The sequence below is a fragment of the Pseudomonas sp. PIC25 genome (genome assembly GCF_002286785.1).
Classification (GTDB): domain Bacteria; phylum Pseudomonadota; class Gammaproteobacteria; order Pseudomonadales; family Pseudomonadaceae; genus Pseudomonas_M.
In genome coordinates, this window is the sequence record NZ_MUJY01000181.1 from 1 (window position 1) to 13,769 (window position 13,769).

The window sequence follows — 13,769 nt, forward strand, 5'->3', positions numbered from 1 at the left end:
TCGATATGGCGCACTCAGGAGGATTCGAACCTCCGACCGCCCGGTTCGTAGCCGGGTACTCTATCCAGCTGAGCTATGAGTGCGTGGGCTGCGCATTATAGGGATCGAAATCCGATTATCAAGTGCTTTTTCGAACAAGCTCAATCACTTACCGATCAGCACCTGCATCACACCCTAGGTAATGCAATGGCGGAGAGGGGGGGATTCGAACCCCCGACACCCTTTTGAGGTGTACTCCCTTAGCAGGGGAGCGCCTTCGGCCTCTCGGCCACCTCTCCGCAACACGGGGCGCATCATACCCATCTTTGCCCCGCTTGCAAAGCCAAAAATTAGAGAAAAATTAGTGGCTTGGTTCTTGATCTTTCTCTTTCTGGATTCTCTGGTAGATCTCTTCACGGTGCACGGCCACCTCCTTCGGGGCATTGACGCCTATGCGCACCTGATTACCTTTCACACCCAACACGGTGACAGTCACCTCATCACCTACCATCAGGGTCTCTCCGACCCGGCGAGTCAGAATCAGCATTCCTTTCTCCTTCACGGTACAGGACCAACAGTCTGCAAAAAGAAAAATGGTGTCAGCGCTCGGCCGAACGGCCGGACCTACACCCAAGTATTGACCAGCCCGGATAAAAGGAAAGTTCCTCCAGGCCAGTCAAAAAAGACGAAAGGCGCGGGTTTCGTCCGCGCCTTCCGGGGCAAAGCCTCACTCGCCCTGTCGGGCCGGAGCGTCCAGCTCGAAAGCGGTATGCAGCGCACGCACCGCCAGCTCCAGGTACTTCTCCTCGATCACCACGGACACCTTGATTTCGGAGGTGGAGATCATCTGGATGTTGATGCTTTCCTTGGCCAGCGCCTCGAACATGCGGCTGGCAACCCCGGCGTGGGAGCGCATGCCGACGCCGACGATGGAAACCTTGGCGATCTTGGTGTCACCGACCACTTCGCGGGCACCGATCTCGCGGGCGGTGCTTTCCAGCACCTGCAGCGCGTTATGGTAGTCGTTACGGTGCACGGTGAAGGTGAAGTCGGTGGTGTTATCGTGCGCGACGTTCTGCACAATCATGTCGACTTCGATGTTCGCGGCGCTGATCGGGCCGAGGATCTTGAAGGCCACGCCGGGAGTATCCGGCACGCCACGGATGGTCAGCTTGGCTTCGTCGCGGTTGAAGGCGATGCCGGAAATGATCGGCTGTTCCATGGATTCCTCTTCATCAAGGGTAATGAGGGTGCCCGGACCCTCCTGGAAGCTGTGCAGCACGCGCAGCGGAACATTGTACTTGCCGGCGAACTCCACCGAACGGATCTGCAGCACCTTGGAGCCGAGGCTGGCCATTTCCAGCATTTCCTCGAAGGTGATCTTGTCCAGGCGACGGGCCTGCGGCACCACGCGCGGATCGGTGGTGTAGACGCCGTCGACGTCGGTGTAGATCTGGCATTCGTCGGCCTTCAGGGCCGCCGCCAGCGCCACGCCGGTAGTATCGGAACCGCCACGGCCGAGCGTAGTGATGTTGCCGTGCTCGTCGACGCCCTGGAAACCGGCGACCACCACAACGCGACCGGCCTTGAGGTCGGCGCGGATCTTCTGGTCGTCGATCTGCAGGATGCGCGCCTTATTGTGCGCGCTGTCGGTCAGGATGCGGACCTGGTTGCCGGTGTAGGAAATCGCCGGAACGCCGCGTTTGATCAGCGCCATGGCCAGCAGCGCGATGGTCACCTGCTCGCCGGTGGAGACCATTACGTCCAACTCGCGCGGTACCGGCTGTTCGCTGATCTGCTTGGCGAGGTCGATCAGGCGGTTGGTCTCGCCACTCATGGCGGAGACCACGATCACCAGATCGTTGCCCGCCTCGTGGAACTTCTTCACCTTCTCGGCCACTTGCTCGATCCGCTCGACGCTACCGACCGAGGTGCCCCCAAATTTCTGTACGATCAAAGCCATTTCAAAGCCGCCTAATCCCGTAAAGGGCGCCCATTAAACATTCAACGCGGCTTACCTGCCAAGGCCCGCCGGGCGTGGGGCGGCGCCTTGGCCGAGAGGCTCAGAGCCCCTGTTCGACGAAGGGCACGGCCAGCGCCAGCGCCTGGTCCAGCGCCGCGGCATCGCTGCCGCCGCCGCGAGCCATGTCGGGACGCCCGCCGCCCTTGCCGCCGACTGCCGCCGCGGCCTGTTTCATCAGATCGCCGGCTTTGAGTTGGCCGGTCAGGTCCTGGGTGACACCGGCGACCAGTGTCACCTTGCCCTCCAGCGCCCCGCCGAGCAGGATCACTGCGCGGCCGAGCTTGTTCTTCAATTGATCGACCAGCGCCAGCAGCGCATCGCCGTCCAGACCATCCAGGCGTGCGGCCAGGACGTTCACGCCCTTGACCTCGATCGCCGAGCCGGCCAGATCGTCGCCAGCCGCGCTGGCGGCCTTGGCCTTGAGCTGCTCCAGCTCCTTTTCCAACTGACGATTGCGCTCCAGCACGCTAGCCAGCTTGTCCAGCAGGTTCTCGCGACTACCCTTGACCAGCGCCGCCGCTTCCTTCAACTGCTCTTCGGCATTGTTCAGGTAGGCCAGTGCCGCCGCGCCGGTAACTGCTTCGATCCGGCGCACGCCGGCCGCCACGCCACCTTCGCTGGTGATCTTGAAGAGGCCGATGTCGCCGGTGCGGGAGACGTGAGTACCGCCACACAGCTCGACGGAGAAACCGCCGCCCATGGTCAGGACGCGTACCTGATCGCCGTACTTCTCGCCGAACAGCGCCATGGCACCCTTGGCCTTGGCGGTGTCGATGTCGGTTTCCTCGGTCTCGACCTCGGAATTCTTGCGAATCTCGGCGTTGACGATGTCTTCCAGGGCCTTCAGTTGCTCCGGCTTGATCGCCTCGAAGTGGCTGAAATCGAAGCGCAAGCGCTGGCTGTCCACCAGCGAGCCTTTCTGCTGCACATGCTCGCCGAGCACCTGACGCAGCGCCGCATGCAGCAGGTGGGTCGCAGAGTGGTTGAGCGCGGTGGCCTGGCGCACCGAGGCATCGACAGTGGCTTCGATGCTCGCACCGACCTCCAGCACGCCGCAGTCCAGCACACCGTGATGAAGGAAGGCGTTACCAGCCTTGGTGGTGTCGCGCACGTCGAAGCGCAGGCCATTGGCCGACAGGTAACCGCAATCGCCTACCTGGCCGCCGGACTCGGCGTAGAACGGGGTACGGTCGAGGACCACGACGCCCTGCTCACCTTCTTTCAGGCGCTCGACGACCACGCCGTCGCGGAACAGCGCAACGACCTTGCCGCTGCCCTGGGTGCCCTGGTAGCCGGTGAAGACAGTCTCGCCTTCCACCTTGACCAGCGCGTTGTAGTCCATGCCGAAGGCGCTGGCGGCACGGGCGCGCTCGCGCTGGGCCTCCATTTCGCGCTCGAAGCCCTCTTCGTCGAGGGTCAGCTCGCGTTCGCGGGCGATGTCGTTGGTCAGGTCGACCGGGAAACCGTAGGTGTCGTACAGCTTGAACACCACGTTGCCGGGAATGACCGAACCCGACAGTTCGGCCAGATCCTGCTCAAGAATCTTCAAGCCCTGTTCCAGGGTCTTGGCGAACTGCTCTTCCTCGGTTTTCAGCACGCGCTCGATGTGCGCCTGCTGTTGCTTCAGTTCGGGGAACGCCTCGCCCATCTCGGCCACCAGGGCGGCGACGATCTTGTGGAAGAAGCTGCCCTTGGCGCCCAGCTTGTTACCGTGGCGGCAGGCGCGACGGATGATCCGGCGCAGCACGTAGCCGCGGCCCTCGTTGGACGGCAGCACACCGTCGGCGATGAGGAAGCTGCAGGAGCGGATGTGGTCGGCCACCACCTTCAGCGATGGCTGGCCTTCCTCGGCACAACCGATGGCATCAGCCGCAGCCTTGAGCAGATTCTGGAACAGGTCGATCTCGTAGTTCGAATGCACGTGCTGGAGCACGGCGCTGATCCGCTCCAGTCCCATACCGGTGTCCACGCTTGGCGCCGGCAGCGGGTGCATCACGCCGTCGGCCGTGCGGTTGAACTGCATGAATACGTTGTTCCAGATTTCGATGTAGCGGTCGCCATCTTCTTCCGGGGAACCGGGCGGGCCGCCCCAGATATCCGGGCCGTGGTCATAGAAGATCTCGGTGCACGGGCCGCAGGGGCCGGTGTCGCCCATCGCCCAGAAGTTGTCCGAGGCGTAGGGGGCGCCCTTGTTGTCGCCGATGCGCACCATGCGCTCGTGAGGCACGCCGACTTCCTTGGTCCAGATGTCGTAGGCCTCGTCGTCGCTGGCGTAGACGGTGACCCAGAGTTTGTCCTTGGGCAGGCCCAGCCATTTTTCGGAGGTCAGGAATTCCCAGGCGTAGGTGATGGCATCGCGCTTGAAATAATCACCGAAGCTGAAGTTGCCCAGCATTTCGAAGAAGGTGTGGTGGCGCGCGGTATAGCCGACGTTCTCCAGGTCGTTGTGCTTGCCACCGGCGCGAACGCACTTCTGGCTGCTGACGGCGCGGGTGTAGGCGCGCTTTTCCAGGCCGAGGAAGCAGTCCTTGAACTGGTTCATCCCGGCGTTGGTGAACAGCAGGGTCGGGTCGTTGCCCGGAATCAGGGAGCTGGAGGCGACGCGGGTGTGCCCCTTCTCTTCGAAGAAGCGGAGGAAGGCTTCACGGATTTCTGCGCTTTTCATAGTTTCATCCAGGGAAAACAGCGGCCACGGAAACGCCGGCAAAGGGCCGCATTATATCGGCCCTGCGCCATCGGGGTAGTGCTTTGTTCGTTAGATGCCGACTACGAGCAAAGGCTCATGGGCCCGACGAACGCCAACGCCGCCCTCAGCGACGGACAGAGGCGAAGAAGTCGATCACCCGCTCGATATCGCAGGCGGATATATCCATGTGGGTCACCATGCGAAGACGTGGCGCCGCGATCAGCCAGATTCCCCGCTCGGCGGCCGCCGCCTTGAACGCCTGGGCCCGCTCGCCGGCATTCAGGTAAACCATATTGGTCTGCACCGGCTCCACCTCGAAGCCCAGGGCACGCAAGCCCTCGCCGAGACGGGCAGCATTGGCGTGATCCTCTGCCAGGCGCTCGGCCTGATGCTCCAGTGCGTAGAGCCCTGCCGCCGCCAGCACGCCGGCCTGGCGCATGCCGCCGCCGACCATCTTGCGCCAGCGCCGCGCCTTGCCGATCAGCTCGGAAGAGCCGCAAAGCACCGACCCCACCGGCGCTCCCAACCCCTTGGACAAGCAGACCGAGACGGAGTCGAAGTGCCCGGCGATGTCCCGGGCATCGACCCCGAGCTTGACCGCCGCGTTGAACAACCGGGCCCCGTCCAGATGCAGGGCGAGGCCATGGCGCCGGGTGAAATCGCGCGCGGCGGCCAGGTAGGACATCGGCAGCACCTTGCCCTGCATGGTGTTTTCCAGCGCCAGCAGGCGGGTCCGGGCGAAATGGAAGTCGTCCGGCTTGATCGCCGCCGCAACCCGCCCCAGGTCGAGCGAGCCGTCGGCCTCCATTTCCACCGGCTGCGGCTGGATCGAGCCGAGCACGGCAGCGCCACCGCCTTCATATTTATAGGTGTGCGCCTGCTGCCCGACGATGTATTCGTCGCCCCGCTCGCAGTGCGCCAGCAGACCGAGCAGGTTGCTCATGGTGCCGGTGGGGACGAAAAGCGCGGCGGCGAAGCCGAGACGTCCGGCCAAGTAGGCTTCCAGCCGGTTGACGGTGGGGTCCTCGCCGTAGACATCGTCCCCAAGTTCGGCCTGCAGCATCGCTTCGCGCATGCCGGGCGTGGGCTGGGTGACGGTATCGCTGCGCAGATCGATGACGGACATCTGAGAGGCTCCTTGATCAAGGTGTCAGGTTTGACACCCTACCCGGAGCGCCTCCGCGCCGATAGATACAGACAGGTGAAAAACCGGGCGGACGCCCGGTTCAGAGACTCGCGGGCACCACCAGAATGCCGGCGCGCAGACCGTTCTTCACCTTGGGATTGGGGAAGATGATGCGTGCGCCCTCCTCCTCGATCACCCAGCGGGTATCAGCGATGTCCTCGGCCAACAGGTAGCCCACCGGCAGCTCGCTGAAGTTCTCGATGTCATCCGGCAGATGCAGGCGGAAGCCTTCGCTGTGTTTGATGATTTCCCGGGCCACGGTGAACAGTTGCATGCCGTCCAGCCCACCTTCTTCTTCGCTCTCCGCTTCGCGCCCTTCGATGAGCTGCTCCAGCAGGGTTTCGAGACGGTCCAGCTTGACGATGCCGTTCTGCCCGAAGGGCCGTGCCTTGCCCAGCTCCAGGGTGAAGGCTTCGGCCTCCAGATGGGCGTAGGTGAAGGAGCTGAAGGTTATGCCGGTCTTGTTCTGCAGCAGCACCGCCTCGATGCCCGCCGCCTTCAACCGGGCCAGCTCCCGCTGCGAATGCGCGCGGCCATCGCGGTAGGGATAGAGCGCGAACTGCTCGATCTTCGAACCGCGAATGGCGGTGTGCAGGTCGTAGTGCAGGCGGGTGCGCCCCGGCTTGCTGAAGAAGGATGTTGCCAGACGCTCCAACTCGGCGGCACGCAACGCCTCGAAACCGCTGGCTTCCTCGTGCCGGCCGCAGAACAGCCGGTTGATGTCGTGCTCGACGTAGCGTTCGCCCCGGCGCATGGCATCGGGGTTGCCAAGCAGGAAGAGGATCCGCGCGCGCGGCCTCAGCTCGCCACGGGCGACGCCCTGGACCAGGCGGTCCAGCAGTTCGATGGGAGCGGTTTCGTTGCCATGGATGCCGGCGGAGAGCAGCAGGTCGAGCCCGCAATCGGCGGCTCCGGGCGGAGTGATTTCCAGCGCGCCTTCCGTCAGCCAGTGCAGGCGCGTCCCCTCGGCGGTCAACTGGATCTTCTCGGTCGGCTCGCGGCCGGCCAGGGTCAGGTCAAGCAGTTTGCCGAGGGCTAGCATAGGGATACCTCTACAGCCATTGATCAATCCTGGTGCGGTGGGGCCGCCTGCTGAGCGCCCCTTGTGTGGCGCCGGTCAGTGATTGCAGTCCGGGCCGTGCACATGCTCCTCGTCATCCGCCTCGATCGGCTCCATTTCCAATTGCAGGCTGACCAGGTTGGTCGCCAGCGGACGCAACAGCAGGTTGGCGTATTCCGTGTCGCTGTCCTCGACGTCCACGCCGATCAGTAACTGGCCGTTGCCGGCCTGCTGAATCCACACTTCGCGGCCTTGCCAGACCACGGCGAAACGCGTGCAAGACGTTTCCAGTTGGGTGCCGTCGGTATCTTCGAGGATCAGTTGCAGGGTATCGGACATCACATCAGCTCCAAGCTATAGGCCACAAGCTGCAAGCCTGGGCGAGCATGCAGCCTGCCGCCTGGAACTTGAAGCTCAATCGATCTGGAAGGGATAAACCGAGCCCAGTTTAAGGATCTGCGTCAGTTCATCCAATGCCGTTCTGCACTCTACCAGCAATTGTGGATCAGCCAGGTCAGCTTCGCTGAGACGATCGCGGTAATGCTTCTCGACCCAGGCGGTCAGTGCCCCGTACAGCGCGGGAGTTAGGATCACACCCGGGTTCACCGCGTTCAGCTCGTTTTCCTTGAGCGCCACGCGCAAACGTAGGCAGGCCGGGCCACCGCCGTTCTGCATGCTCTGCTTGAGATCGAAGACCTTCACCTCGCGGATCGGGCCGTCCTCGGCCGTCAGGCGTTGCAGGTAGCGCCAGACGCGCTCGTTGAGGCGGCACTCCTCGGGCACGATCAGCAGCATGCTGCCGTCGGCACGGGTGAGCAGTTGGCTGTTGAACAGGTAGGACTGCACGGCATCCTCGACGCCGACCGCCTCGCGCGGCACGCAGACCGCCTGGAAGCGGCCGCCGCGGCGGCCCAGCTTGTCGTGCAGCTCGGCCAGCACGCGATCGGTCTCGAGGAAGGCATCCTCGTGGTGGAACAGCACTTCGCCGTTGCCCACGGAAATCACGTCATTGTGGAACACACCCTGGTCGATCACCGCCGGATTCTGCTGGGCATAGACCACGCCCTCCTCGTCGAGCCCGTGCAGGCGGGCCACCGCCTGGCAGGCTTCCAGGGTCTGCCGCGCCGGGTAACGCTGCGGCGCCGGGAAGCGGCTGTCGAAGGCGCTGCGGCCGAAGACGAAGAACTCCACGCCGGCTTCGCCATAGCTCTTGCAGAAGCGGGTGTGGTTGGCCGCCCCTTCGTCGCCGAACTGGCTCACCGCCGGCAGCGCCGCGTGGTGGGCGAAGTGCCGAGGGTCGGCAAACATGGCGCCGAGCACACGGCTGGTGGTGGGGTGCTCGATGGAGCGGTGGAACTTGCAGTTCAGGTTGGCGGCGGTGAAATGCACGCGGCCGTCGGCGGTGTCGGCACTCGGGCTGACCGTGCAGGCGTTGGCCGTCCACATGCTGGAGGCCGAGCTGCAGGCCGCCAGCAGCGGCATGGCTTCCTTGGCGGCCTTCTGGATCACCTCGGCATCGCTGCCGGAGAAGCCCAGACTGCGCAGCGCGGCGACATCCGGGCGCTCCTGCGGGGCCAGCACGCCCTGCTTGAAGCCCATCTCCATCAGCGCCTTCATTTTCGCCAACCCCTGCAGGGCGGCTTCCTTCGGGCTGGAGACCGCCTGGCTGTTGCTCTGCGACGCTACGTTGCCATAGGACAGGCCACCGTAGTTGTGGGTAGGGCCGACCAGTCCGTCGAAATTCACTTCATAGGCTTTCATTTACAAACTCACTCCCGGGGTCAGGGTAGCGGGCAGGCTGAGGGCTTCGCTTTCCAGAGAGGCGACCGGATAAGCGCAGTAATCGGCGGCATAGTAGGCGCTCGGACGGTGGTTGCCGGACGCGCCGATCCCGCCGAAGGGCGCACTGCTGGCGGCACCGGTGAGCTGCTTGTTCCAGTTGACGATGCCGGCGCGGCTTTCCACCCAGAACTGCTGGTAACGCTCGCGGGAATCGGACAGCAGGCCGGCGGCGAGACCGTATTGGGTCGCGTTGGCTTCGGCGATGGCGGCGTCGAAGTCGGTGTAGCGGATCACTTGCAGCAGCGGGCCGAAGAACTCCTCGTCGGGGCGCCCGGCCACAGCGGTGACATCGAGGATACCCGGCGTCAGCAGGGCAGCATCCGCCTCCAGCTGGGTCATCGTCAGCAGGGCAACGGCGCCCTTGGCCAGCAACGCGGCCTGGGCCTCGAGCAATTGGCGAGCCGCCAGCAGGGAGACCACCGAGCCCATGAAGGGCGCCGGCTGCTCATCGAAGCGGCCGACCTTGAGCTGCCCGGCGACCTGCACCAGCCGCGCCAGCAGCGCATCGCCCCAGGCACCCTGCGGCACCAGCAGGCGGCGCGCACAGGTGCAGCGCTGGCCGGCAGAAATGAACGCGGACTGGACGATGGTGTAGACGGCGGCATCCACATCGGCGACCTGATCGACGATCAGCGGGTTATTACCGCCCATTTCCAGGGCGAGGATCTTGTCCGGACGACCGGCGAACTGCTGGTGCAACAGGTTGCCGGTACGGCTCGAACCGGTGAAGAACAACCCGTCGATACCAGCATGTCCGGCCAATGCGATGCCGGTCTCGCGGCCCCCCTGCACGAGGTTGAGCACGCCAGCCGGAATCCCGGCCTCAATCCAGCATTTCACCGTCAGCTCGGCGACTTTCGGCGTCAACTCGCTGGGCTTGAACACCACGGCATTACCCGCCAGCAACGCCGGCACGATGTGCCCGTTGGGCAGATGACCGGGGAAGTTATACGGGCCGAATACCGCCACCACGCCATGCGGTTTATGTCGCAGCACGGCGGTGGCGTCGGCCAGCGGGCCGGACTTCTCACCGGTGCGCTCGCGGTAGCTCTGGATGGAAATGGCGACCTTGTTGACCATGCTGGTCACTTCGGTGGCGGCTTCCCACAGCGGCTTGCCGGTCTCCTCTCCGATGGCGCGGGCCAGTTCGTCGCCGTGCGCCTTGAGGGTGGCGGCGAAGGTTTCCAGAATCGCGATGCGCTCTTCCAGCGGGCGACGGGCCCAAGCCGGGAACGCGGCACGCGCGGCCTGCACGGCGGCGTCCACCTGCATGGGGCTGGCGTCGGCGCCCTGCCAGAGCACGGCCTGGCCGACGGGGTTGCGGGATTCGAGGGCGTCGCCCTCGCCGGCCTGCCAAGCGCCAGCGATGTAATGGGTAGTCATGATCGGACTCCTTAGTTCGCCAGCGGCTTGGCCGACAGGGGCACGGCGCGGACCTGGGCTCCGGGGCTGAGTTGCAGGCGCCTGGCGGTCAGCGGATCGACCACCAGGGTGCCGGCGGCCATCCGCGCCGGTGCGGCGGTGATGCGGCATTCCTCGCGCTTGCGGTTGTGGATCACGAACGGCGTGGCGTCCTCGCCCGGCGTCCCCACCGCCAGCACCAGCGGCAGGCTGTCGCGCACCGCGCGAATCTTGCTGGTCTCGCACTCGATGGCAGGGCCGGCGTCGAAGATGTCGACGTAGCCCTGGTAGCTGAAACCTTCCGCCTTGAGCATCGCCAGCGCCGGCTCGGTGTCGGGATGGACGCGGCCGATGACGTTGCGTGCCTCTTCCGAGAGGAAGCAGGTATAGAGCGGGAACTTGGGCATCAGCTCGGCGATGAACGCCTTGTTGCCCACGCCGGTCAGGTAGTCCGCCTGGCTGAACTCCATCTTGAAGAAGTGCCGGCCGAGGCTTTCCCAGAACGGCGAACGGCCGTCGGCATCGGACACGCCGCGCATCTCGGCGAATATCTTGTCGCCGAACAGTTCCGGGAACTCGGCGATGAACATGAAGCGCGCTTTCGACAACAGACGCCCGTTCAGGCCGGTGCGGTGGTCGGCGTGGAGGAACAGCGAGCACAGCTCGGAGTTGCCGGTGAGATCGTTGGCCAGGAACAGCGTCGGAATCTGCCGGTGCACATTCAGTTCCTGGGAGGCGCTGACGGTCAGGCCGACGCGGTAGTTGTACCAGGGTTCGCGCAGGCCGACGGCACCGGCCACGGCGGAAATGCCCAGCACCCGACCGTCATCGTCCTCGAGAACGAACAGGTAGTCCGCATCGGCACGCTCGGCCTCGCCGCGGAACGCCTTCTCCGCCCAACCGACCCGGTGCGCGAGGCGCTCCTCGTTGGCCGGCAGGGTGGTGAGACCGGCGCCGGTGCTGCGCGCCAAGTCGATCAGCGCCGGCAGATCGGCACTGCGTACGGGACGAACGATCATAGATCCTCCGGATCAGCTATAGGCTTCACGCGCGAGCCGGTGCCCGAAGGCTGCGGCTCGCCGCTTCAATTCAAACCGCGACCAGGCGCACGCTGGAGCCTTCGCCGACACCCAGCGCTTCGGCCGCTTCGGCCGAGAGGGTCACCGGCTTGCCGGGCACCCAGTCCAGTTCGGCGACGATCGCGCGGTAATCCTGCAATTGGCCGTTGGCGACCAGATAGGGACGCCCGCCCTTCCCCGGCTCGCCGACACGTACCGGCACCACGCGGCTCTGGGCGATGGAACGGATGCCCGAGGTGCGCGCATGCAGGGTCGGGCCGCCATCGAAGATGTCGATGTAGTGATCGGTCTCGAAGCCTTCGCGCATCAGGATGTCGAAGGTGATCTGTGCCCGCGGATGCACCTGGCCCATGGCTTCCTGGGCGGCATCCGGCAGCAGCGGCACGTAGATCGGGTAATGCGGCATCAGCTCGGCGAGGAAGGTGCGGCTCTTCAGGCCGCACAGGCGTTCGGCCTCGGCGTAGTTGATGTCGAAGAAGTTGCGTCCGACAGCGTCCCAGAACGGCGAGTCACCGTGCTCGTCGCTGTAGCCGACGATCTCCACCACCACCGCATCGGCGAAGCGCTCCGGGTGGTTGGCGAGGAACAGCAGGCGGCCACGGGAATTCAGCTCGGAGGCGGTGGTGCCGACCAGCGGCGGCTCCACGTAGAAACTGGTGAGCAAGCTGTTGCCGGTGAGGTCGTGGCAGAGCGACAGAACGTGGATCTTGTTGTGGATCTTCAGCTCACGCGCGGCATGCACGAAGGTCTCGTTGCGGAAGCTGTAGAACGGCTCGGAGTAGCCGGCCGAGGCGACGATGCCGGAGCAGCCCGCCAGACGGCCGCTCTCGCTGTCCTCGAGGACGAAGAAGTAGCTCTCCTCGCCATTGAAGCTGACTTCCGCGGCGAAGGAGGCTTCCGAGGCGGCGATCTTGTCGCGCAGGCGCTCGGTATCGTCCGGCAACGAAGTGACACCGACCGGACTGTCCGCGGCCAGACGCTGAACCTCGGCCAGATCGGCCATTTGCGCGGGGCGCATCACCAGCATGGTGTCACTCCTTCTTTCAAGAAAAGCTCCGAGGCTTCGGCGAAGCGCTCAGAGAAGGCCATGGCCCCGGGCCACGGCAGCACTGGAAACGGTCATCCCTGGATGGATCGCGGCACTGCCCTGTGCCGCGTTCGCTCTTTCAAGCGTAGGCCGTACCAGCGGCACGGCCCGGAGGGATGGGGCCTCAGCCCCGGGTCAGATTGGCGACTGCTCGTTCGAAACGCGCCAGGCCTTCGTCGATGTCGGCGTCCTCGACTACCAGACTGGGAGCGAAGCGCACCACGTCCGGGCTGGCCTGGAGCACCATCAGCGCCTCTTTTTCGGCGGCGTTCAGTACGTCCTTGGCCTTGCCCTTCCAGGCATCGGTCAGCACGCAGCCGATCAGCAGGCCGAGACCACGCACCTGGCTGAACAGGCCATATTCGCGGCCGATCTGCTCGAGGCGGGTCTTGAAGCGGTCATGCTTGGCCTTGACCCCGTCGAGCACTTCGCGGGTGTTGACCACATCGATCACCGCCTCGCCCACCGCACAGGCCAGCGGGTTGCCGCCGTAGGTGGTGCCATGGGTGCCGACGGCGAAATGCGCGGCGATGTCGGTCTTGGTCAGGATGGCGCCGATGGGGAAACCGCCGCCCAGGCTCTTGGCGCTGGAGAGGATGTCCGGCACCACGCCGTAGTGCATGTAGGCGAACAGCTCGCCGGTGCGGCCCATGCCGGTCTGCACTTCGTCGAAGATCAGCAGTGCCTTGTGCTCGTCGCAGAGCTTGCGCGCGCCTTCGAGGTAGGCCTGGTCGGCCGGCAGCACGCCACCCTCGCCCTGAATGGGCTCGAGCACGACGGCGCAAGTCTTATCGGAAATGGCAGCCTTCAGCGCCTCCAGATCGTTATAGGGCACATGGGTGATGCCCTGGATCTTCGGCCCGAACCCATCGGAGTACTTCGGTTGGCCACCGACGCTGACGGTGAACAGGGTGCGACCGTGGAAGCTGTTGGTGGCGGCGATGATCTCGCACTTTTCCGGCCCGAACACGTCATGGGCGTAGCGGCGGGCCAGCTTGAACGCGGCCTCGTTGGCCTCGGCGCCGGAGTTGCAGAAGAACACGCGCTCGGCAAAGGTGGCGTCGACCAGCTTGTGGGCCAGGCGCAAGGCCGGCTCGTTGGTGAATACGTTGGAGACGTGCCACAGCGTGTTGGCCTGCTCGGTCAGAGCGCCGACCAGGGCCGGGTGGCAATGACCGAGGACATTCACTGCGATGCCGCCGGCGAAATCGATCAGCTCGCGTCCGTTCTGATCCCAGACTCGGGAACCCTGGCCTCGCACCGGAATAAAAGCGGCGGGGGCATAGTTGGGGACCATCACCTGGTCGAAATCGGCGCGTGCTACCGGCGCATGTTCAGCGGACATCGAAGTTCTCCTGCCTGGATAGGGGCGAGTGATGAATGGATTGTAGGGACTGATTCCGGGTCGGCATTGCCGACATGCGAC

General features: G+C 64.7%; 11 protein-coding genes and 2 tRNA genes. All 13 read right to left on the reverse strand.

Going from position 1 to position 13,769, the window contains the following annotated elements; genetic code table 11:
• Positions 1-6 precede the first annotated feature (6 nt).
• The 13 genes from BZL41_RS23790 to BZL41_RS23850 all read right to left on the reverse strand — a co-directional run bounded on the left by BZL41_RS23790 (position 7) and on the right by BZL41_RS23850 (position 13,688).
• Positions 7-83 (reverse strand) — tRNA-Arg (locus BZL41_RS23790).
• A 104-nt stretch (positions 84-187) separates the two neighbouring features.
• Positions 188-278: transfer RNA gene (locus BZL41_RS23795), tRNA-Ser, on the reverse strand.
• Between the two features lie 62 nt (positions 279-340).
• Positions 341-526: a carbon storage regulator CsrA gene (gene csrA / locus BZL41_RS23800; RefSeq protein ID WP_084339110.1), complete on the reverse strand. Its 186-nt coding sequence runs from the start codon at positions 524-526 to the stop codon at positions 341-343.
• A gap of 180 nt (positions 527-706) precedes the next feature.
• The gene (locus tag BZL41_RS23805) at positions 707-1,942 is read right to left on the reverse strand and encodes an aspartate kinase (RefSeq protein WP_084339111.1); all 1,236 of its coding nucleotides are present in this window, start codon (positions 1,940-1,942) and stop codon (positions 707-709) included.
• A 100-nt stretch (positions 1,943-2,042) separates the two neighbouring features.
• Complete coding sequence (alaS, locus tag BZL41_RS23810) at positions 2,043-4,667, reverse strand: alanine--tRNA ligase (RefSeq protein ID WP_095601549.1); 2,625 nt, start codon at positions 4,665-4,667, stop codon at positions 2,043-2,045.
• A 145-nt stretch (positions 4,668-4,812) separates the two neighbouring features.
• Positions 4,813-5,814, reverse strand: a complete 1,002-nt coding sequence (ltaE, locus tag BZL41_RS23815) for a low-specificity L-threonine aldolase (RefSeq protein ID WP_095601550.1) — start codon at positions 5,812-5,814, stop codon at positions 4,813-4,815.
• Between the two features lie 100 nt (positions 5,815-5,914).
• Complete coding sequence (astE, locus tag BZL41_RS23820; protein ID WP_095601551.1) at positions 5,915-6,916, reverse strand: succinylglutamate desuccinylase; 1,002 nt, start codon at positions 6,914-6,916, stop codon at positions 5,915-5,917.
• 75 nt (positions 6,917-6,991) lie between these two features.
• Positions 6,992-7,273, reverse strand: a complete 282-nt coding sequence (locus BZL41_RS23825) for a topoisomerase II (RefSeq protein WP_095601552.1) — start codon at positions 7,271-7,273, stop codon at positions 6,992-6,994.
• Between the two features lie 75 nt (positions 7,274-7,348).
• Positions 7,349-8,695: an N-succinylarginine dihydrolase gene (astB, locus tag BZL41_RS23830; protein ID WP_095601553.1), complete on the reverse strand. Its 1,347-nt coding sequence runs from the start codon at positions 8,693-8,695 to the stop codon at positions 7,349-7,351.
• Positions 8,696-10,162, reverse strand: coding sequence for a succinylglutamate-semialdehyde dehydrogenase (gene astD, locus BZL41_RS23835; RefSeq protein WP_174706203.1), 1,467 nt, complete (start codon positions 10,160-10,162; stop codon positions 8,696-8,698).
• An 8-nt stretch (positions 10,163-10,170) separates the two neighbouring features.
• The gene (gene astA / locus BZL41_RS23840; RefSeq protein WP_095601555.1) at positions 10,171-11,196 is read right to left on the reverse strand and encodes an arginine N-succinyltransferase; all 1,026 of its coding nucleotides are present in this window, start codon (positions 11,194-11,196) and stop codon (positions 10,171-10,173) included.
• A 70-nt stretch (positions 11,197-11,266) separates the two neighbouring features.
• Positions 11,267-12,283, reverse strand: a complete 1,017-nt coding sequence (gene aruF / locus BZL41_RS23845; protein WP_095601556.1) for an arginine/ornithine succinyltransferase subunit alpha — start codon at positions 12,281-12,283, stop codon at positions 11,267-11,269.
• A 184-nt stretch (positions 12,284-12,467) separates the two neighbouring features.
• Entirely contained in the window at positions 12,468-13,688 is a 1,221-nt protein-coding gene (locus tag BZL41_RS23850; protein ID WP_095601557.1) for an aspartate aminotransferase family protein, read from the reverse strand.
• Between the last annotated feature and the right edge of the window lie 81 nt (positions 13,689-13,769).